Source organism: Kitasatospora sp. NPDC059722 (assembly GCF_042733235.1).
Classification (GTDB): domain Bacteria; phylum Actinomycetota; class Actinomycetes; order Streptomycetales; family Streptomycetaceae; genus Kitasatospora.
In genome coordinates this window covers 77,070-97,359 of sequence record NZ_JBHWGD010000017.1, presented here as the reverse complement: position 1 = coordinate 97,359, position 20,290 = coordinate 77,070, and the positions used below count along the sequence as shown (strand labels likewise).

General features: G+C 73.9%; 13 protein-coding genes and 1 pseudogene. 8 read left to right on the top strand and 6 right to left on the bottom strand.

Annotated features, from left to right (window positions below):
• Nucleotides 1-173: 173 nt before the first annotated feature.
• Nucleotides 174-767 (bottom strand): TetR/AcrR family transcriptional regulator, encoded by a 594-nt coding sequence (locus ACFV4F_RS14215; protein WP_380502359.1) that lies wholly within the window; start codon nucleotides 765-767, stop codon nucleotides 174-176.
• A 64-nt stretch (nucleotides 768-831) separates the two neighbouring features.
• Here ACFV4F_RS14215 and ACFV4F_RS14210 point away from each other — a divergent pair, with 64 nt between their 5' ends.
• From ACFV4F_RS14210 to ACFV4F_RS14190, 5 genes are all read left to right on the top strand, one after another.
• Nucleotides 832-1,314, top strand: coding sequence for an SRPBCC family protein (locus tag ACFV4F_RS14210; protein WP_380443298.1), 483 nt, complete (start codon nucleotides 832-834; stop codon nucleotides 1,312-1,314).
• A gap of 431 nt (nucleotides 1,315-1,745) precedes the next feature.
• Nucleotides 1,746-1,976 (top strand): hypothetical protein, encoded by a 231-nt coding sequence (locus ACFV4F_RS14205; RefSeq protein WP_380443296.1) that lies wholly within the window; start codon nucleotides 1,746-1,748, stop codon nucleotides 1,974-1,976.
• Between the two features lie 154 nt (nucleotides 1,977-2,130).
• Complete coding sequence (locus ACFV4F_RS14200; RefSeq protein ID WP_380443294.1) at nucleotides 2,131-2,907, top strand: serine/threonine protein kinase; 777 nt, start codon at nucleotides 2,131-2,133, stop codon at nucleotides 2,905-2,907.
• 2 nt (nucleotides 2,908-2,909) lie between these two features.
• Complete coding sequence (locus ACFV4F_RS14195) at nucleotides 2,910-4,313, top strand: serine/threonine-protein kinase (protein WP_380502357.1); 1,404 nt, start codon at nucleotides 2,910-2,912, stop codon at nucleotides 4,311-4,313.
• A 123-nt stretch (nucleotides 4,314-4,436) separates the two neighbouring features.
• Nucleotides 4,437-5,513 (top strand): hypothetical protein, encoded by a 1,077-nt coding sequence (locus ACFV4F_RS14190; RefSeq protein ID WP_380502355.1) that lies wholly within the window; start codon nucleotides 4,437-4,439, stop codon nucleotides 5,511-5,513.
• 57 nt (nucleotides 5,514-5,570) lie between these two features.
• Here ACFV4F_RS14190 and fxsT read toward each other — a convergent pair whose 3' ends face one another.
• The 3 genes from fxsT to ACFV4F_RS14175 form a co-directional block, all read right to left on the bottom strand.
• Complete coding sequence (fxsT, locus tag ACFV4F_RS14185; RefSeq protein ID WP_380502353.1) at nucleotides 5,571-9,146, bottom strand: FxSxx-COOH system tetratricopeptide repeat protein; 3,576 nt, start codon at nucleotides 9,144-9,146, stop codon at nucleotides 5,571-5,573.
• A 103-nt stretch (nucleotides 9,147-9,249) separates the two neighbouring features.
• Nucleotides 9,250-9,918: a response regulator transcription factor gene (locus ACFV4F_RS14180; protein WP_359970122.1), complete on the bottom strand. Its 669-nt coding sequence runs from the start codon at nucleotides 9,916-9,918 to the stop codon at nucleotides 9,250-9,252.
• Nucleotides 9,915-11,186, bottom strand: a complete 1,272-nt coding sequence (locus tag ACFV4F_RS14175) for a sensor histidine kinase (RefSeq protein ID WP_380443285.1) — start codon at nucleotides 11,184-11,186, stop codon at nucleotides 9,915-9,917. The genes ACFV4F_RS14180 and ACFV4F_RS14175 overlap by 4 nt, the downstream gene beginning before the upstream one ends.
• Nucleotides 11,187-11,287: 101 nt before the next feature.
• On the opposite strand from ACFV4F_RS14175, the pseudogene ACFV4F_RS14170 reads away from it, so the two are divergent.
• Nucleotides 11,288-12,370, top strand: a pseudogene (locus ACFV4F_RS14170) (RNA-guided endonuclease InsQ/TnpB family protein); the annotation flags it as partial.
• Nucleotides 12,371-12,607: 237 nt separating this feature from the next.
• Here the strand turns inward: ACFV4F_RS14170 and ACFV4F_RS14165 are convergent.
• Complete coding sequence (locus tag ACFV4F_RS14165; RefSeq protein WP_380443283.1) at nucleotides 12,608-13,468, bottom strand: ABC transporter permease subunit; 861 nt, start codon at nucleotides 13,466-13,468, stop codon at nucleotides 12,608-12,610.
• Nucleotides 13,465-14,421 carry an ABC transporter ATP-binding protein gene (locus ACFV4F_RS14160; RefSeq protein ID WP_380443281.1) on the bottom strand — a complete coding sequence of 319 codons (957 nt, stop codon included), beginning with the start codon at nucleotides 14,419-14,421 and terminating at the stop codon, nucleotides 13,465-13,467. Before ACFV4F_RS14160 ends, ACFV4F_RS14165 begins: the two co-directional genes overlap by 4 nt.
• A 795-nt stretch (nucleotides 14,422-15,216) precedes the next feature.
• Here ACFV4F_RS14160 and ACFV4F_RS14155 point away from each other — a divergent pair.
• On the top strand, nucleotides 15,217-19,707 hold the full coding sequence (locus tag ACFV4F_RS14155) for a polymorphic toxin-type HINT domain-containing protein (RefSeq protein WP_380502350.1): 4,491 nt from the start codon (nucleotides 15,217-15,219) through the stop codon (nucleotides 19,705-19,707).
• The gene (locus ACFV4F_RS14150; protein ID WP_380441313.1) at nucleotides 19,704-20,168 is read left to right on the top strand and encodes a barstar family protein; all 465 of its coding nucleotides are present in this window, start codon (nucleotides 19,704-19,706) and stop codon (nucleotides 20,166-20,168) included. Before ACFV4F_RS14155 ends, ACFV4F_RS14150 begins: the two co-directional genes overlap by 4 nt.
• Nucleotides 20,169-20,290: the final 122 nt, after the last annotated feature.

Genomic DNA, 20,290 nt, shown 5'->3' with positions numbered 1-20,290 from the left:
GGGGGTCTCGCCTTGTGTGTCCGCGCCCCCCCCTCCCGCCGCTGGGGACCGCCCCCCCCCCCCCCCACCCCGCGGGGCGGCGGGCCCCCGGCCCGCCCCGCACCAGAAGTCGGGCCCGCCGACTTCTCGCTCACCGCCCCGCCGTCCAGGCCGGGCGGCCATGGGGGCGGTCCTCAGGCGGCCGGGCCCAGGAGGGCGGCGGTGCACTGTTCGGCGAGGTCTTCGGCGTGGGCGGGGAGGGGGTCGCCGGAGCGGAGGTGGCGGCGGACCAGGGACAGGGGCAGGTCGACCACGGCGAGGGCCACCCGCTCGGCGGCCTGCGGGCCCTCGGCGCCCAGGGCGGTGGCGAGCTCGGCGAGAGAGGCGCGCACGCGGCGGTTGCCGTCGTCCGCCCGCCGGCGGTGCTCGTCCGACCAGTCGGCGCGCCCGAAGTCCTCGGCGCCGTAGAGGAGGAGAGCGGCCTCCTCGGGGTGGGCGCGGCTCCAGGCGACGACGTGGCGCGCCGCCGCGCAGCCCGCCCGCCGTGCGTCGCCGCCGCTCGCTTCGAGGACCTTGAAGTAGCCGTCCTGGAAGCCCTCCACCGTCCGCAGCCACACCTCGGCGAGCAGCGCGGAGCGCCCGGCGAACCGGTGGTACACCGAGCCGCTCGGGGCGCCCACCTCCGTGGCGACCGCGGACATCGTCACCGCGGCCGGTCCCCCGGCGGCGGCCAGCCGCACGGCGGCGTCGAGCAGCTGGTTCGCATCGAAGCGGGGTGGTCTCGCCATGAACTGGAGAGTACCCTCCACAATATTAGAGATTGCCCTCTAAAAAGAACCCGAGGAGACCGCGATGGGTGTCTACAACGTGCACGAGCGCCTGCTGGCCGCGCAGCGAAGCGAGGTGGGAGCGCTGATCGACACCCTGGCGAGCAGCGACGACAGGCTGTGGCCGCAGGGCAGTTGGCCGTCGATGGAGTTCGACCGCCCCCTGGCGGCCGGGGCGGTCGGCGGGCACGGCCCGGTCCGCTACACCGTCGCCGCCCACGTCCCCTCGCAATGGGTGCGCTTCACCTTCAGCGGGCCGCGCGGCTTCCACGGATTCCACGAATTCACCGCCCTGGCCGTCGACGAGGAGCACACGCTGCTGCGCCACACCCTCGCCATGGCCGCCCGCGGCCCGGCGCGCCTCACCTGGCCGCTCGTCTTCCGCCCCCTCCACGACGCCTGCCTGGAGGACAGCCTGGACCGCGCCGAACTGGCCTGTTCGGGCACGGTGGCCCGCCCGGCCCGCTGGAGCCGCTACGTACGGCTGCTGCACGCCCTCCTGCACTGACCCACCGGGCGCGGCGGTCAGAGCGGCTGCGCCTGGGCCCGGGCGCAGAGGCGGCGGGCGCTGTCGCCCAGGTGAAAGTGAAGAAGAGCCGCCCGACGCTCCCGTTCACCGCGCCGCCGTGCGTCCAGGTCGCCCCGGGGTCCGGCGTGTTCGGGGGAAGCGGACGGCGGCAGCCGGCAGCAGGACGGCCGCCGTGGCCGCGCTCGGCAGGAGGGCTCCGGCAGCAGAGAACCGGCGGGTGAACCTTCGGGGGGTGGCTGACGTCGTTGGCATGGGTGGCACTGCAGGAACGGAACGTCAAGGTCCGCCCTGAAACGGGTTTCACCGGTTCATCGGTGAGATCAGATTCCGGTAGCGAGTGTTTCGTTCGCGTATCGGGGGATCTGGGAAGATCACCGGCGGTATACGAACACGAAGAAGAGGTGCGGAGCATGGTCGGTGTGGTGCTGGTTCTCGTCCTGCTGCTCGTCGTCGGCGGGTGCGCGTGCGTCGTGTGGGCGCAGCGAGGCGGGCCGGGGTGGGTGCGGGCGGTGGCGGCGGTGACGCTGGGGGCGGGCGAGGTGGTGCGCTCGGCGGCCAAGCGGCGGCGGCGCGGTTCGCGTAACGACGGGGCCGACCTCACCAGCCTCGGTGACGGCGGTGGTGGGAGCAGCGGTTCGTGAGGATCGGCACACGCTTCGCAATCGTCCCGGCACATTGTGTACCGTCGCCCTGAGGTGCGATGAAGGGGGGCGCGACCGTGAGCGAGCGCAGCGAGCGAACCACTGATGGGTGCGTGTTTCGCGAAGCGACCGCCGGGCGCAGCGAGGCGGGCGCATGAGTGGCGTTGTCGTGTATCTGCCGCCTGCGGGCGACGGCAGTGCCGGGGCGGTGACGCTGCGGCTGGGGCCCGGTCAGGTGGCGCGGTTCGGGCGGGGTTCGGCGGCGGTGCCGGTGGAGCTGCCGCTGGCGGACGCGGCGGTGTCGCGGCTGGCCGGGGAGATCCGGGTGACGGAGGACCACTGGCAGCTGAGCAACCTCAGTGCGAGCCAGAGTTACCTGGTGGAGAACCCGGAGGGTGCCGGGGAGTACCTGCGGGTGCCGCCGCGGCGGGCGGGGGCGCCGATCCCGTTCGAGTTCTCGCGCGTGGTGCTGCCGACGCACGGTGGCGGGACGCTGGCCTTTCAGGTGTTCGCCCCCGATCACGTCTACCTGGATCCGGACGGGCTGGGCGGCGACGCCCTGCGGGGCACCCGGACGGTCACGGCGTACTCGCTGGACGAGACGGCGACGTACTTCCTGGTGCTGGTGGCGCTGTGCGAGCCGCGGCTGCGTGACGAGTCGCCGCTGGAGGTGCCGACGACGCCGCGGATCGTGGAGCGGCTGGCCGGTCATCGGGCGTGCGCGCGGCTGACGGCGCGTGCGGTCAGTTCGCACATCGATTACCTGGCCGAGGAGAAGATGCGCATCGCCGCCCCGGCGGAGGAGCGGGGCGGGCGGCGCAACGGCAAGCGGGAGGCGATCGTGGCGATCGCGCTGCGGTTCGGGCTGGTGCGCGAGGAGCACCTGGCGCTGCTGCCGCCGCGCGGCCCGGTCGGCCCCGCCGGTGCCTGAGCGTGCACCCGCTGCCGCCGGGCCGGCGCGTGGGGCGCTGGGAGGTCACCGGGCCGATCGCGGCCGGGGGCTGGGCCAGTGTGTACGCGGGCCGCTCCACCGGGAGCGGTGACGGAAGCGTTGACGAGGACGGTGCCGGGGACGGTGCCGAGGGCGGTGACGGGGTCGGCGTCGAGGTCGCGCTGAAGATCCTGCCGACCGCGGGGCTGACGCCGCGCCAGGCCGCCAAGGTCGCCGAAACCGCGCGCCGCGAGGTGGAGTTCGCCCGCCGCACCCGCCATCCGCGGCTGGTGCGCCTGCTGGACACCGTGCAGCTCGGCGCGGAGGGTGACGCGTTCCTGGACGGCGCGATCGTCCTGGTGATGGAGCGCGCGGAGCGCAGCCTGCGGGACCTGCTGGATTCGGCGGAGGTGTCCGAGGCCGAGGGCGGCGCGCTGATCGCCGGGATCTGCGAGGGGCTGGCCCACCTGCACGCCGCCGGGTGGGTGCACGGCGACCTGAAGCCCGACAACGTGCTGCTGGCCGCCGACGGTTCGGTGCTGCTCGCGGACTTCGGGCTGGCGACCGAGCTGACCGGGACCGGTGGCACGCACGGCCACGCGCCGCCGATGGGCACGTTCGACTACCTGCCGCCCGAGCGCTGGCGGGCGCCGCTGGGCGAGCAGGGTGTCACCGTGCGTCCCAGCGGGGACATCTGGGCGCTGGGGATCGTCGTGCACGAGGTGTTCGCGCGCGGCGCCTCGCCGTTTCCCGGCGCGACCCCGGCGGCGCGGGCGGCGGCCGCCCAGGAGTACGCGGAGCGGCGGGCGCCGCTGCGGATGGCGGACGGGGTGCCGCCATTCTGGCGGGCGCTGGCCGCCGACTGCCTGGCGCCCACCCATGCCGAGCGCGCCGCCCACAGTGCCGAGAGCCTGCTCGCGCGCATCCGCGCCCACCGGGGCGGGGGCAGACACGGGCGGCGGCGCCACGGGCCCGCCGCGCTCGCGGCGGCGGCCGTGCTGGCGTCCGGGGCGGCGGTGGCGGGCACGGTGGCGGTGGGCTGGACGGACGCCGGCGGCAGCGCCCCGGCGGCGGGGCACGTGCGGGTGTACAACGCGGACCCGGGCTGCCAGACCCGGCCGGGCCGGGATCCGCAGTGCAGCCTGGGCCTGGCGATCGACCCGCGCGAGCCGTACCTGGCGGGGAACGTGGTGGCGACCCGGGTGTGGCACGGGGACGTGCTGGACGCGGAGTGCGAGGAGCCGCACGGGGTGCCGATCGTCGACGAGATGGGCACCCAGTCGCCCCGGTGGTTCCGGGTGCGCCTGCCCGGGGGCCCGTCGGAGCCGGCGGCGTGGCTGCCGGCGGTGCGGACCCTGGACCGCCCGGAGCTGCCGGCCTGCCCGGCACCATCCTCGACTGGCTGACGGGGCCGGTCAATCCGGAGCGTTCCGGATACCGGCCCCGCGCGCCCGCGGCTAGCTTGCGGACGGTCCGTCAGGGCCCTTCCACCGCGGAGCCCTTCCACCGCAGACCCCCAGGAGCCAGCCTTGCGCACTACGCCGATCCTGCGCCGTGCCGCGCGCGCCGTGGTCCCCGCCCTGGCGGCGGCCGCGCTCGCGCTGGACGCGATACCCGCCGCCACGAACGCCGCGAACGCCGCGTCCGCCGTACCCGTCCGCTCCCCCGCCACGGGAGCCGCCGCGCTCGACTCCGACACCGACGGCCCGATCGGGCGCGGCGAGGTCATGGACCGCGCGTGGTCGTGGATCGCCGAGCAGGTGCCGTACAGCCAGCAGGGCTGCCACGGCAACCAGTTCGGCTGCTACCGCCCCGACTGCTCCGGCTTCGTGTCGATGGCCTGGCACCTGGGCACCTCGCTCACCACGTGGACGCTGTGGAACGTGACCGCCGACATCCCGGCCGGTGACCTCCAGCCCGGCGACGCGCTGCTCAAGGACGCCGGCGGCACCGACCACGTCGCCCTGTTCGTGCGCTGGGCCGATGCCGCCCACACCCAGCCGGTGGTGCGCGAGGAGTACGACTTCGGCCACGTCGCCGAGGAGCGCACGTGGGGTGACGGGCTGCGCGGCTTCACCCCGCGCCGCTACAACCGCCTGGACGACCTGATGCCCTACGGCGCGATCCGGGTCAAGTACGACGCCATGGGCGGCCTGAACAGCGTGCTGGGCGCGCCGATCCGCGGCGAGCGCGACTCGGCGGCCGGCGGGCGCTTCCAGCAGTTCAAGAACGGCATCATCCTGTGGCACCCGGACGAGGCCCACCCCGTCTACGGCGAGATCCTCACCCGCTTCTGGGCCACCGACGCCGAACGGGCCTGGGGCTTCCCGACGATGGACGAGGCGGACGGGGCCGCGGCCCCCGACGGCACCCGCGGGCGCTACCAGTTCTTCGAGCGGGCCGTGATCCTGTGGTCCGCCCCGACCGGTGCGCACGTCGTCCACGGCGCCATCTACGACGCCTTCCACGCCGCCGGCCACGAGAAGGCCGTCGGCTACCCCGTCACCGACGAGGCCGACGAGCCGGGCGGGCGCGTCCAGAAGTTCCAGAACGCGACCGTCCACTGGAACGCCGCCACCAACACGACCTCGGTCACCCGCCCCTGACACTCCGTACGGCGCTCGCAGCCCCCGGCCCTCCCGCGGCCGGGGGCCCGGGCCGTCTCAGAGCCGCACCAGTTCGACGTGGGCGGCCAGGCGGGTGGCGGCTTCGGTGGCCGTGGTGACCGGGTGGGCGGGGCCCAGGGCGTCGGCGGCCTGGCGGGCGCAGCGGGCGCGCAGGCGCACGGCCTCGGCGTGGTGGCCGAGGGCGGCCAGGTCGAGGGCGAGGTTGGCGCGGGCGGTGAGCACGTCGTAGTGGGTGTCGCCGACCACGGCGGTGAGCAGGTCCATGGCGCGGCGGCCGAGTTCGGCGGCCGCTTCGCTCTCGCCGGTCTCCGCGAGGCCGGTGGCGTGGTTGATCAGGACGGCGCCCAGGTAGGGGTGGTCGGCGCCGATGGCGCGGGTGAGGCCGGTGACGGCGGTGTGGGACAGGGAGCGGGCCTCCGCGGCGCTGCTGGTGGCACGGAGGTGGACGGCGAGGCCGGCGGTCAGGGCGAGGGTGACGGGGTGGGCCTCCCCGAAGTGGTCCTGGCCGGCCCGGTGGGCGCGGGCGGCGATGCGGGCGGCGCGCTGGTGGTCGCCGCGGGCGTGGAGGGCCGCGGCCAGGGTGGTGGCCGCGACGAGGGAGTGCAGGTGGTGGGGGCCTTGGACGTCGCCGAGGTCCTGGTAGGTCTGGCCGGCCTGTTCGCAGGCGGCGGGCAGGTCGCCGAGGCGGAAGGTGGTGGCGGCGAGTTCGGCCCTGGCGTACAGGGACTGGGTGTTGCGGCTGCTGACGGTGCGCTGGTAGGCGAGGACGGTGTCCTCCAGCACGGTCAGCGATTCGCGTAACCTTCCCATCTCGCGCAGTGTGCCGCCGTAGGCCGCGGCCGAGAGCAGGGTGTCGAGGTCGGCGGGGCCGAGCAGGCGCCGCTGGCGGCGGTAGCTGCGGCGGTAGAGGTCCAGGGCGCGGGGCCAGTCGCCGGTGAGGTCCTCGGAGACGGCCAGGTTGTGGAGGGTCATGCCGATGCGCGGGTGGTCGGGGCCGAGCGCCTGGAGGACGTGGTCGAGGGTGTCGCGGTCGAGTTCGCGGGCCTCCTGGTAGCGGCCGAGCAGGCGCAGGTCGGCCGCGAGGTTGCCGGCGGCGATGAGGGTCTGCAGGTGGCGGGGGCCCAGTTCGCCGCGGAAGCGTTCCAGGGCGGTGCGGTCGATGGTGTAGCTGGCCCGGAATTCGCCCTGTTCGCGGAGCACGTTGGCGAGCTGGACGCGCAGCATGCCGGTCTGGAGGCCGTCGGTGCCTGGGCGCCCGCCGTCCGGGGCGGCCCTGCTCCAGCGTTCCAGGGTGCGTTCGGCGAGTTCCCTGGCCTCCGGGTAGAGGCCGCGCTTCCACAGGAAGCGTACGGAGTTGACGATGAGCCGGCGCACGTCGGCCTCGGTGGAGTCGGCGGCGCCGCTGGGCCACAGGTGCGGGAGGATCTCGGCGAAGGCCTCCCAGGTGCCGACCCGGTCGGGGTCGGAGGGGGCTGCGGCGGCGAGGGCGAGCTGGACGACGCGGCGCATCTCCTCGCCGCGCTGGGCGGGCAGCTGGTCGCGGACGACGGCCTGGACGAGGCGGTGGACGGTCAGGGACTGGCGGCCGGCGTCGGCGCGGGCCAGGCCGGTGCGGTGGATGGTGCGCACGAGCTCGCCCATCTCCAGGCGGGTGCCCAGGGCGTCGCCGTCGAGGCCGAGGTGGCGGGCCAGCAGCGGGGAGAGCAGCAGTGCGGTGGGGATCGGCTCGGGGCCGAAGTGGGCGCAGATTTCGAGGAGTTCGGCGGCGCGGGCGTTGGTGCGGTGGAGTTCCTCCAGGGACAGGTGCCAGGTCGCGGCCACCGAGCGCGGGTAGTCGGTGGCGGGCAGGCGGGTGCGGTCGAGGATCTCGGTCATGGTGGCGGCGAGCAGGTCGAGGTAGTCGGTGACGGGCATGCCGCTCTCGCGCAGCCAGGCGGCGGCCTGGGCGATGGCCAGCGGCAGGTCGCCGAGGCGGTCGCAGACCTGGTCGGCCGCGTCGTGGCCGAGGCCGGGGTTGAGGCGGTGGAGGTGCTGGAGGCTCTCGGTGCGGCGGAAGACGCCGAGTTCGACGACTCCGGCCCGGCCGCTCCAGGCGGGGTTGCGGGAGGTGATGAGGATGTGGCCGCCGAGGGGGCCGTCGACGAGCCAGCGGGCGAGCTGGTCGGGGCCGGTCGCGTTGTCGAGGATGAGCAGCCAGCGCCGGTAGGGGGTGCCGTGGCGCAGGGCGGCGAGGACGCGGGCGGCGGTGTCCTGGCTGTCCTCGCCGTGTTCGAGGCCGAGTCCGGGGGCGAGGGCGGCCAGCCGGGTGGCGATGAGTTCGGGCTGTTCGGCGCCGATCCACCACACGACGTCGTAGCCGGCGCGGAAGCGGTGGGCGTATTCGGCGGCGGTCTGGGTCTTGCCGACGCCGCCGAGGCCGGTCAGGACGCGGACGGCGCCGGCGCCGGCGGTGGTGAAGCCGTCGCGCAGGGCCTCGAGTTCGCGGTCGCGGCCGGTGAAGGAGGTGTTGCGGGCGGGGATGTCCAGGACGGCGGGCAGGTCGCCGGGGTGGCCGCCGCGGGCGGACGGGCGGTCGCCGGCGCTCTCCCGGGCGGGGTGGCCGACGGCGGTGGCCAGCCGGGTCAGGGAGTCGGCGGCCGAGGAGCCGGCGAGGTCGACGCTGGGCCGCTCGGCGAAGAGCCGGGGCAGGGCGGTGTCGGGGTCGCCGACCCGGACCGGGACGAGGGCGGGCACGCCCGGGGCCGCCTCGCGGCCGGCGAGCGCGCGGAAGAGGCGCTCGGCGCGGGGGTGGCCGGGGTAGGCGGCGGAGAGCAGGACGACGACGCGGCCCTGGCCGGTCAGGGCCCAGCCGGCCTCGACGGGCAGGCCTTCCTCGGCGGCGGCGACGCTGTGCAGGGTGGTGCGGTAGCCGAGGGCGGTCAGCTCGGTGGCGGCCCACTCGGCCCACATCCGTTCGGCGGGGGCGTAGCTGACGAACAGGTGGGCGGGCGGGTGGTGGCCGGCGGTGGCCGCGGGCTGGTCGGGGCGGGGGCCGGGCGGGAAGGCGCCGGGGTAGTGCCGCAGGTCGAGGTCGGCGAGTTCGGGCAGGCGGGCGCGTTGGGCGGGCAGGCGGACCCGTTCGGCCAGGACCTCGACGACGCGCCGGTAGTCCGCTCCGCCCGGGTCCTGTTCGATGAGGCGGCGCAGTCCGAGTTCGGCGTAGCGCTCCCCCATGGCGGGTTCGACGTACTGGACCTCGTCGGCGGGGGCGGCGGGCCCGGCGGGCAGGGGCTCCCACAGGACGGGCAGCAGGGCGCCGCTGTCCCAGCCGGTCTCGCGTTCGTAGGCGATGGTGCGGGAGCGGAAGGCGGTCCACTCCTTGCCGCAGTAGACGCTGGCGAAGTAGGCGGGCGAGTAGAGCGCGACCATGGTGCGGCAGCGGGCGACGGTGCGCGACAGCCGCAGCTCCCAGTCGGTCCCGAGGAACAGCTGCTCGACGTCCCGGAAGCTCGGCAGCGCGGCCGCGTCCGGGTCGCGCCGGGCCAGTTCGGCGCGCAGGTCCTGGTAGAAGCCAGCGACGGCCGAACCGTTGTCGTCCGCCCGCGCGTAGCTGAGGAAGAAGTACGCCTCCATGTGTCCCCCGGCACTCTGGTGTCCGTACTCGGACGGGTCCGTCCAGTGTGGACCGGCGCACGCGGGTTGCGTAGGGGCCGGGGCGCGTGCGTGCCGTGCGTGCTCAGGCGGGCTGGACGAGCCGGTTCTCGTAGGCGTACACGACCGCCTGGACCCGGTCGCGCAGGCCGAGCTTGAGCAGGATGCGGCTGACGTGGGTCTTGACGGTGGCCTCGGCGAGTTTGAGCTCGGCGGCGATCTCGGCGTTGGACAGGCCCCGGGCGACCGTGATCAGGACGCTGCGCTCGCGGGCGGTCAGCGCGGCGACGGCCTCCTCGCCGCGGGTGGCGCCGCGGCCGTCGGCGGGCAGGTGGGAGGCGAAGGTGTCGAGCAGGCGGCGGGTGACGCGCGGGGAGACGACCGCGTCGCCCGCCGCCACGCAGCGGATCGCGGCGAGCAGCTCGTCCGGTTCGGCGTTCTTCAGCAGGAAGCCGGAGGCCCCGGCGCGCAGCCCGGCGAAGGCGTACTCGTCGAGGTCGAAGGTGGTGAGGATGAGCACCTTGGTGTCGGGGCGCTGTTCGACGATGCGGCGGGTAGCCTCGATGCCGTCGGTGCCGGGCATGCGGACGTCCATGAGGACGACGTCGACGGGCCGCTCGACGGCCAGGCGGACGGCCTCCTCGCCGTCGCCGGCCTCGCCGGCGACCTCCAGGTCGGGCTGGGAGTCGAGGGTCATGGAGAAGGCCAGGCGCAGCAGCGGCTGGTCGTCGACCAGCAGGACCTTGATCGTCATGCGGGGCTGGGCTCCTCGTCGGTGTCGCCGGGGTGGTCGTCGGTCAGGTGGAGGGTGGCGGCCACCCGCCAGCCGCCGCCGGGGGCGGGTCCGGCGGTGAGGTTGCCGCCGTAGGCGGCGACGCGTTCGCGCATGCCGGCCAGGCCCTGGCCCAGGCCGGGGGCGGTGGCGGTGGGGCGGCCGTCGTCGCGGATCTCCAGGGTGACGGCGGCGGGGGTGGCGTGGACGGTGACGCGGGCGCGGGCGCCGGGGGCGGCGTGCTTGAGGGTGTTGGTGAGGGATTCCTGGACGAGGCGGTAGGCGGTGAGCTGGGCGCCGGGTGAGACGGCGGTGCTGTCGCCGGTGACGTGGAGGTCGGTGGGCAGGCCGGCGGCGCGCACGTGTTCGGCGAGAACGGTGAGCTGGCCGATGCCGGGCTGGGGGTGGCGCAGCGCGTCGGGTTCGTCGGCGCGCAGGACGCCGAGGAAGCGGCGCATGTCGGTGAGGGCCTGGCGGCCGGTCTCGGCGGAGCGGCGCATGGCGTCGGTGGCCTTGTCGGGGGCGGTGGCGTTGGCGTAGGCGGCGGCGTCGGCGAGGGCGACCATGACGGAGAGGTTGTGGGTGACGATGTCGTGCATCTCGCGGGCGATGCGGGAGCGTTCCTCGGCGACGGCGAGGGCGGCCTGCTGGTCGCGCTGGTGTTCCAGGTCGCGGGCGCGCTCTTGGAGGGCGGTGAGCTGGGCGCGGCGGGCGCGGACGTTGAGTCCGAGGGCGACGGCGGCCAGGACGGTGCCGGAGAACAGGACGAACACGCGCAGCCACAGCGGCAGGTGGGCGGCGTTGCCGTGTTCGGTCAGCGGGGGCCAGCGCAGCAGGGCCATGACGACGCCGAGTTCGGCGACGCCGTAGGCGATGAGGGTCAGGCGGCGCCGGCAGTGGGCGGCGACGGTGTAGAGGGCGAGCAGGACGGCCGCGTCGGCGGGCATGGGGTGGCCGGTGGCCCACTGGGCGAGGGCTGCCAGGGAGATCGCGGCGAAGACCGGGAAGGGGGCGCGCCGGCGCAGGGCGAGCGGCAGGACGAGGGCGAGCTGCAGGGCCCAGAGCCAGGGGGTGGCGTGCAGCTCGCGGCGCTGGGGCAGGGCGGTGAGCACGAGCAGGCCGAGGGCGGCGGCGGCGTCGACGAGGGCGGGGTAGCGCTCGGTGAGGACGGCCGCGCGCAGCCGGGCGAGCCCGCGCGGGACGCCGAGGCGTCCTGCGCGGGCTGCGGGGGTCCGTTCGGCGGTGGTCACCCGTTTTCTCCCCGAACGTCCGGGCCTGTGCAACGGGGACAAGTGGGGTGCGGAGGCTTCTGTCGCAGGTTCTTGTCAGTGGCGGCCGATAGCTTGACCGGGTGCATCTGAGGTACTCCTATCGGCTCTACCCAACAGCAGGACAGCGTAATGCGCTGGCCCGGACGTTCGGGTGCGCTCGGGTGGTGTACAACGATGCCCTTGCGGTCCGGAAGGAGGCCCGGAAGGGCGGTCTGCCGTTCCCGAAGAGCACCGATCTCCAGAAGCTGGTGATCACGACGGCGAAGAAGACGGCGGAACGGGCGTGGCTCGCGTCGGTGGGCGTGGATCCGCTGATCCAGTCCGTGCGAGACCTGGACACGGCGTACCGGAACTTCTTCGACTCGCTGGCGGGCAGGCGAGCCGGCCCGCCAGTGGGGCTGCCCAGGTTCAAGTCGCGCAAAGACAGCCGGCAGTCGCTGCGGTTCACCCGTAATGGGTTCCGCGTCCGCCCGAACGGGAAGCTGAACCTGGCGAAGATCGGCGACGTGCGGGTGGAGTGGTCCCGTGTGCTGCCATCCGCGCCGTCGTCCGTGACGATCGTGCTGGATGCGGCCGGACGGTACCACGCGTCCTTCGTGGTGGAGGTGGAAGCCGGTCTTCTGCCCGAGGCGACCGCCGAGGTCGGCATCGACCTCGGCCTGACCTCCTACGCGGTCCTCTCCGACGGGCAGGTGATCGACAACCCGCGCTTCCTGCGCAAGGCGGAGAAGAAGCTCAAGGCCGCGCAGCGGGAGCTGTCCCGCAAGGCCAAGGGCAGCAGGAACCGGGAGAAGGCCCGCAGGAAGGTCGCCAAGGCGCACGCCAAGGTGGCCGACACCCGCATGGACTGGCTGCACAAGCAGACCACCCGGCTGATCGGCGAGAACCAAGCCGTCTTCCTGGAGGATCTGAACGTGCGCGGCCTCGCCCGAGGGCGCCTGGCCAAGTCCGTCCACGACGCCGGATGGGCCGCCTTCCGGCATCTCCTCGAACAGAAGGCGGCCCGGTACGGGCGCACGGTCGGCATCGTGCACCGTGCGTTCCCGTCCTCCCAGCTCTGTTCGGAGTGCGGACACCGCGACGGTCCCAAGCCCCTCGCGATCCGCGAGTGGGCCTGTCCGGCGTGCGGTGTGCTCCATGACCGTGACCTCAACGCTGCTCGCAACATCCTGGCCGCCGGGCGGGCGGACAGGCTAAACGCCCCTGGAGAGCCGGTGAGACCCGACGTGGCGATCCCACGCCGGGCACGGCCCGTCGAACGGGGAACCCACCTCGGCGGCTGCGGATCACGGACACGTGCCGCCCCCGCGCGGGGGATCCCCCCGCCCAAACCCAGTCTCTTATACACCGGACCATGCTCACACCCCCCCGGGACCCCGGGCCCCGGGTTCGGGTGGCTGTCATGCGTCGCGTCGCTTGAGGACGACGGCGGCGCCGATCAGGGCGGCGAGGACGTAGAGGCACATCACGCCGAAGCCGGTCCAGGGGGCGAGGTCGTGCGGGCCCTGCTGGAGGGTGGCGAGGGCCTGGCCGGCGTTGCCGGGCAGGTAGGGGGAGATGGTGTCGCGCCAGGAGCTGGGCAGGGCCTCGGTGAGCAGCGGGAGCAGCATGAGGACGCCGAAGACGCTGGCGATGCCGCCGGCGGTGTTGCGGATGAGGGTGCCCAGGCCGACGGCGAGCAGGCCGACGGCGGTGAGGTAGAGGCCCATGCCGAACACGACGCGGGTGACGCCGGGGGCGCCGAGGGTGGTGTCGAGGTGCTTGCTCGCGAGGATCGACTGGCCGACGAAGAAGGCGATCAGGCAGGCGACGGTGGAGACGGCCCAGGCGACGGCGCCGAAGACGGCGGCCTTGGCCCAGAGCACCGGCAGGCGCTTGGGGACGGCGGACAGCGAGGCGCGGATCATGCCGGTGGAGTACTCGCCGGTGATGATCAGCACGCCGAGGACGCCGATGGCCAGCTGGGCGAAGTGGTAGCCCAGGAGGCTGTGCTCGGCGGCGCCGAAGTGCATGCGTTCGTCGGCGGGCAGGTGGTCCCAGCGGCTGACCGTGCCCCAGCACAGCAGGGCGCCGAAGCCGATGGTGAGGGCGACGGTGATGCCGAGCGTCCAGTAGGTGGAGCGCAGCGAGCGGAACTTGATCCACTCGGCGTGGACGGCCCGGGCGAGGGTGACGCCGGGGCGGGCGGGCCGGGAGGAGGGGGCGAACGCCGGGGTCGCGGTGGCGGCGGCGGGGGCGGCGGGGGTGGCGGTGGTGGTCATGCGGCCATCTCCTTGACCGGCTGGGCGGGGGTGACGACGGCCTGGTACTCCACCGCGTCCTTGGTGAGCTCCATGAAGGCTTCCTCCAGGGAGGCCTGCTTGGGGGTGAGTTCGAACAGCACGAGGGAGTGGGCGGCGGCCAGGCGGCCGATGCGCTCGCAGTCGGTGCCGGTGACTTCCAGGCGGTCGCTCTCCTCGTTCTCGTCGGCGGCCTTCTCGACCTGGACGCCGGGCTGGTCGGCGAGCAGTTCGCGCAGCCGGTCCGTGTCGGGGGTGCGCACGAGGACGGCGCTGCCGGCGGCGCGGGCGGTGAACTCGGCCACCGAGGTGTCGGCGATCAGCCGGCCGCGGCCGATGACGATGAGGTGCTCGGCGGTCAGGGCCATCTCGCTCATGAGGTGGGAGGAGACGAGGACGGTGCGGCCCTCGGCGGCGAGCGACTTGAGGAGGTTGCGGATCCAGCGGATGCCCTCGGGGTCGAGGCCGTTGACCGGCTCGTCGAGGATCACCGTGGCGGGGTCGCCGAGCAGCGCGGAGGCGATGCCCAGGCGCTGGCCCATGCCGAGGGAGAACCCGCCGGCGCGCTTGCGGGCGACCTCGCGCAGGCCCACCAGGTCGACGACCTCCTCCACCCGGCGCCGGGGGATGCCGTGGGTGGCGGCGAGGGCGGCGAGGTGGTTGAAGGCGCTGCGTCCGGTGTGGACGGCCCGGGCCTCCAGCATGGCGCCGACCTCGTGCAGCGGTGCGCCGTGCTCGGCGTAGCGGCGGCCGTTGACGGTGGCGTGCCCGGCGCTGGGGGTGTCGAGGCCGAGCAGCATCCGCATGGTGGTGGACTTGCCGGCGCCGTTGGGGCCGAGGAAGCCGGTGACGATGCCGGGTCGGACGGTGAAACTCAGGTCTTCGACGGCTGTGCGTGTGCCGTAGCGCTTGGTCAGGCCGACGGCTTCGATCATGGCGGGTCCTAGCGGAGGGGGGACGGTCCGGGGTTGTCGTCTTCCACGCTAGGCACCGGGTGGGGGGTGTTCGAGGGTCACCGGGAGGATCTTGCGGGGGGCGTGCTGGGCCGCGCGATGCACCCGGTGTACATCTCACGACGGATGCCGGGGTGCGGGGGTGCGCCGTCACGTTGGGGAGGAAACGTCACCGAACCGTGATGGTCGGGCGGCGGGTGCGGCGCTCTCTCATACATCCTTAATGTCCGCATTCGGGCGCCCCGGGGCCGGACGGGCCGGCCGCGTTTTTCCGTGCGGGGCTTGACCGCAGGTCAGAAGCCTTTCAGCGGCGGTCTCGTGCGTTGACGTGCGGGATTGGCGGCCGATAGCGTCCCGCTTGTTTTCTTTGCCAGCTCGGGGGTGCTGGTGTCTCCCGGGCGCGTCTCTCTTCATTTCCGGAGTGCCCGTGCGTAGCGTTCGAAGACTTGCCCGGCCCCTGGGCGCGGCCCCGGCGGCATCCGCGCCGGACAGCCCCCGGACCCCTCCCGGGCCCCTGCCCGGCGGCGGCGCGGGCAACGGCGTCCCCGCCGGCTGATCCCCTCCCGCGCACCGGCCCCGGCGGGCGCCGACCCCGGTGCGCGATGACCACGACCCCCTGCCGTCCCGGCCGCTCCGCGCGGCGGCGGGTGTGCGGTGCGTGCTCCCCTGCCGCGCCGCCCGTCACGGAGCGATGTCCAGGACCACCGGTGTGGATTGCGGATTCCGGTGGCCCGCACGGCACCCCGGTGCCCGATTCATGATGGATTGCGAATTTCGATGAGATTGTCACTGACCTCACGGGCCCGGTCGCGCCTCGCGGCCGGGCTCGTGGCCGGCAGCCTGCTGACGGGGCTGCTCTCGACCCCGGCCCTCGCGGCCGACGCGCCGCCGACGGCGACCGCGGCGGATCCGGACCGGGTGAAGGCGGTCGCGGCCTGGCAGGCCGGCGGGCCGGCCGTGCGCCACGCGGCGGAGACCGCGCTGACCGGTTCGGCCGACGACCTGAAGGCGTTCCTGGCGAGCGGTCAGGCCACGGCCGCCGACCAGGACCTGCGGGCCAGGATCGAGGACCTGGTCGCGGACTCCGGCCCCGGGGTGCGTGACGCCGGGACGGCCGCGCTCAAGGGCTCGGCCGACGACCTGAAGAAGTTCCTCGACAAGGGCGCCCAGAAGGCCTACGAGGACGACCAGCGGGTGAAGGTCTCCCAGCTGATCGCCACCGGCGGGCCGGGGGTGAAGGCCGCGGCGTCCAAGGCCATGGACGGCTCCCTGGCGGACGTCAACCAGTTCCTGACCACCGGCCAGTTCAAGGCGAGGGACGACGACGACCGCGTCCACCTCTCGCAGCTGATGGCCTCGGGCGGGCCGGAGGTGAAGAAGGCCGCCGGCGCAGCGCTGGACGGCTCGATGGACGACGTCCAGCAGTTCCTGCAGTACGGCTACCAGACGGCGGCCGCGCACGACCAGGAGACGCTGTCCATCGGGCAGTTGGCCGACCTGACGAAGACCGCCGCCGACCAGGCCGGCCAGCAGGCGATGACCGCCAAGGACGCGGCCGGCAAGGCCGTCGACGCCACCAGGCTCGCCAAGGAGTCGGCCGAGCGGGCCGCCGCCGAGACCAAGGCGGCGCAGGGCTCGGCTGGGCAGGCGTCGAACGCCGCCGGACGCGCCGCGGACGCGGCCACCCGGGCCGCCGCCGCGGCCAAGACGGCCTCCGCGGCCGCGAGGGCCGCCAACGAGGCCTCCCGCCAGGCCGCCAACGCCGCCGCCAACGCGGCCGCTGCGGCCACCAAGGCCGGCAACGCCGCCTCCCAGGCACTGTCCGCCGCGGCCAACGCCGCAGGCGACAAGACCCAGGCCGACGCCGCCAGCCAGGCCGCGGAGACCGCCCGCAAGGCCGCCGTGGAAGCCCGCACCGCGGGCGAGGCCAGCCAGTGGGCCGGCTTCGCGGCGACCCAGGCGGGCGCCGCCGCGCAGGCCGCCGCCTCCTCCGGTGCCAACGCCGCCGCGGCCGCCCAGGCCGCCGCCGAGGCCGCCGACTACTCCGGCGTGTCCGCCGAGGACGCCGCCCGCGCCCGCAACGCGGCCGCCCGCGCCCGGAGCGCCGCCGCCGAGGCCACCCGCGCCGCCAACGCCACCGTCGCGATCGCCAACCAGGCGGCCGCCGCGGCCGGCGACGCGCAGCGCGCCGCCAACGACGCGGCCGCCCACGCGGAAGCCGCGGCCACCGCGGCCGAGCAGGCAGCCCAGCACGCCGGTGACGCGAACACCGCGGCAGGCGTCGCGCAGGCCGCCGCCACCGCGGCCGACGCCGACGCCAACTCCGCGGCGAACTCCGCGGCCCAGGCCCACAAGGTCGCCGACATCGCCCGTGCCTCCGACGCCGAGCGCCTCGCCGGCCAGCAGGCCGCCGAGATGGCAGCGGCCGACGAGGCCTCGCGCGACGCGGACCTGAAGGCGAGGACCGCGGCGTGGGAGGCCGGCAAGGCCACCCAGTTCGCGGCCGACACCGACCAGCTGGTCAAGGACGCGACCGCGTCCGGCGTCGATGCGAAGACCGCCGTGCTGAAGGGCCGTCAGGCCGCCTTCCGGCTGCTGGACGCCGGCGGTCCGTGGACCAAGGCCGCCGCCCAGACCGCGCTGGAGGGCGACGACAGCGCCGTCCAGACGTTCCTGGGCAGCGGTCTGCCGACCGCGCGCGACTACGACGACCGCACCAGCGTGATGGCGATCTCCCAGGCGCCGGGCAAGCTGGAGCGCCGCCTCGCCGCGGAGACCGCCTCGGTCGGCACCGCCGACCAGGTGCGCGCGTTCCTGGCCACCGGCCAGTACCCGGGCAAGGACGACGACGACCGCGTCGCGCTCTCGCAGATCATGGCCACGGGTGGCCCGGGCGTGAAGGCCGCGGCCGGCAAGGCCCTGGACGGCACGATCGACGACGTCCGCGCCTTCCTGACCACCGGCCAGTTCAAGGCCCGCGACGACGACAACCGCGTCCAGGTGACGCAGGCCCTGGCCAGTGGCGGCCCCGAGGTCAAGGCGGCCGCGCAGGCCGTCCTGTCCGGCCCCGCCGACCGGCTCGTGCCGTTCCTGCAGAGCGGTCTGGCCAAGGCCCAGCAGCGCGACGCGATGACCGCCTCACACGTGGCCACCGTCGCGGCCTACCTGGCCACCATCGACGGATCGGTCGCCCAGGCGCGCCAGTACGCGGCGCAGGCCGCCCAGTCGTACGCCACCGCGCGCGGCGCGGCCAACGAGGCCGCCGGCTACGCCAACCAGGCCAACCAGTCCGCCCAGCAGGCCCAGAACTTCGCGGCCCAGGCCGCGCAGTCCGCCCAGGCCGCGCAGGCGTCCGCCGCCCAGGCGGCCCAGTCCGCCAAGCAGGCCCAGGCCTCCGCCGCCAACGCCAACGCGGCCGCCCGCAGCGCCGACTTCTCGGCCGCGGCGGCCACCAGCTACGCCAACCAGGCGCAGCAGTACGCCTCCGCCGCGAAGACCGCCTCCGACCAGGCCCAGGCCTCCGCCGCCGCGGCTGCCAAGAGCCGCGACGAGGCGCAGCAGGCCGCCAACGCCGCCCGGGACGCCTACTTCACGAAGCAGTGCACCGACACCATCGAGGGCGCGCTGGAGGACCAGACCGCCACGGTCGACGCCCAGGGCCGGGTCTCCTACGTCGTGGCCGACCCGCAGAGCGACATGAAGGCCGACCCGGTCAAGGACAACATGGGTCACTGCACCGCCGGTGACTTCGTCATGGGCCGCGGCGACGTCCTGCTGAAGAACGTCGACCCCAAGGTCTGGCACCAGAACGACAAGGGCCAGGACGTCTGTGACCTCACGGTGACCGTCCACGTCACCGGCACGGTCAACTACGTGATGAAGACCTGCCCGGAGCCGGGCCTGTCGATCGCGGCCTGCACCGGCAAGTACAGCGTCTGGAACACCGTCGTCGTCAGCAGCACCAAGGTCGACGACCAGCGTGACCAGAACGTCCAGATCACCTACTTCGACTACAAGGCGCACTACTCGCCGGAGGCGGTCCGCGGCCAGATCCTGTGGCACGCGCTGACCGACGACTTCGTCAAGTGCTACCACGACTTCGGCTTCAACAGCTCGTGCGCGTGGGCGGCGTCCAACTTCATCCCGTACGGCACCCTCGCCAAGGGCGCCAAGGCCGTGGTGGCGTTCCGCTTCGCGCTGGAGACGGGCGTCGGCATCGAGGACGCCAAGATCGCCGTCCAGGCGACGCTCAACGGCTACAGCCAGGCGGCCATCAACAAGCTGACGTCGACGGCGGACGCGGTCGCGAAGTTCCGCCTCACCCTGAAGGACGGCGTCGGAACCGAAGCCGCGCTCCAGGCCCTGCGGCAGGACCAGAACGTCGACCGCACGCTGGTCCAGCAACTCGAGGGCGAAGCCAAGGTTTCGGAGAACGGCCGCAAGGCGCCGGCCTGTCTGACGAAGCGCAACAGCTTCCCGGCCGGCACCCTCGTGCTCATGGCCGACGGCACGACCCGTCCCATCGAGCAGATCCGCATCGGGGACACGGTCACGGCCACCGACCCCGCCACCGGCGCCACCAGCGCGCAGCGCGTCGAGAACACCATCTACACCCCCGACGACCGTGACTTCACCGAACTCACGATCGCCGCTCCCGACGGCACCGCTTCGGCCATCACCTCCACCGACCACCACCCGTACTGGTCGGAGAGCGCCCACGACTGGCGCGACGCCGTGGATCTGGTTGTCGGCGACACGGTCCGCACCGCCGACGGCCGGGCCCCCGTGATCACCGGTACCCGGCACTGGACGACGCTGCAGCCCGCGTACAACCTCACCGTCGCTCTCGTCCACACGTACTACGTGCTGGCCGGCAACACGCCGATTCTCGTCCACAATTCCGGCTGCGGAGACATCCTCGGGGACACGTCAAAGCTTTCCGGATGGATTCCGCCTGCCATCCCAGATGAGTCCATGGCCGTCGTCAGGGATATCCAGCAGTACGGCGTCGAAGCCCAGGGAGCCGGCAATCAATTTGCCGGACCGTCCACTCCCGCCCGTTTTGAAAACTCAGGAAAGAATGGCGGCCACCAGCTTCCGCAGTACGACAGCACCGGAAAAGCGATCACATACCGAGAGTGGGGAACGGTTCAGGCGGGGGCTAATCCAAAGCCTGGCGGCGAGAGGATCGTGACCGGGTCGGACGGGTCGATCTACTATACTGCGACCCACTATCAGACCTGGATCGTGGCGGTGCCTGGATCGTGAAAGACCTTGAGCTGTGGACCCTGGAGGGACCTTCGCTGCTGACGGCTCGCGCCGACTCGCAGTTCTCGATCGCCGCATTGATGCCACCGTCGGGCTCGATCGTCGCAGCCCGCCTGGACGGCCGGAAGCTGGTCGAGGCACATGACGCCTTCGAACAGTTTTCCTACGCCCTGACGTTTCCGGCGTACTTCGGCTGGAATTGGGATGCACTGTCCGACTGCCTGCGAGACCTGTCGTGGCATCCGGCCGATCATTACCTGATCATCGTCGACCACACCGAAAGCATGCTCGCCGGGAATACCGAGGAGCGTGAAATTCTGCTCTCGATTCTTTCGCGTGCCGCGCGAGAGTGGGCGGACCCGCTCGGGAAGCCCGACGGCAAGGGAGTGCCGTTCAAGGTCCTCCTTCTCTGCGATGACGAGCCCACCGAGGCGCTGCACGCAGAGACAGCCATGCGATAGATCCACCACGCACATCCCGGAGGCGGCCGCGGGGTAACGTCCGCGGGGGCCGCAGGGCGGCGGGGGGGGGGCCCCCCCCCCGCCGGGGTGCCCCCCAGGCGGGGCCCCCGGGCGCACCGCGG

Bases quoted from the DNA above. Each gene is read 5' to 3' on its own strand.
- ACFV4F_RS14200 (WP_380443294.1), top strand. From the start codon at position 2,131: ATGAGTGGCGTTGTCGTGTATCTGCCGCCTGCGGGCGACGGCAGTGCC.
- ACFV4F_RS14215 (WP_380502359.1), bottom strand. From the start codon at position 767: ATGGCGAGACCACCCCGCTTCGATGCGAACCAGCTGCTCGACGCCGCC.
- fxsT (WP_380502353.1), bottom strand. From the start codon at position 9,146: ATGGAGGCGTACTTCTTCCTCAGCTACGCGCGGGCGGACGACAACGGT.
- ACFV4F_RS14155 (WP_380502350.1), top strand. From the start codon at position 15,217: ATGAGATTGTCACTGACCTCACGGGCCCGGTCGCGCCTCGCGGCCGGG.
- ACFV4F_RS14205 (WP_380443296.1), top strand. From the start codon at position 1,746: ATGGTCGGTGTGGTGCTGGTTCTCGTCCTGCTGCTCGTCGTCGGCGGG.
- ACFV4F_RS14210 (WP_380443298.1), top strand. From the start codon at position 832: ATGGGTGTCTACAACGTGCACGAGCGCCTGCTGGCCGCGCAGCGAAGC.
- ACFV4F_RS14180 (WP_359970122.1), bottom strand. From the start codon at position 9,918: ATGACGATCAAGGTCCTGCTGGTCGACGACCAGCCGCTGCTGCGCCTG.
- ACFV4F_RS14160 (WP_380443281.1), bottom strand. From the start codon at position 14,421: ATGATCGAAGCCGTCGGCCTGACCAAGCGCTACGGCACACGCACAGCC.
- ACFV4F_RS14165 (WP_380443283.1), bottom strand. From the start codon at position 13,468: ATGACCACCACCGCCACCCCCGCCGCCCCCGCCGCCGCCACCGCGACC.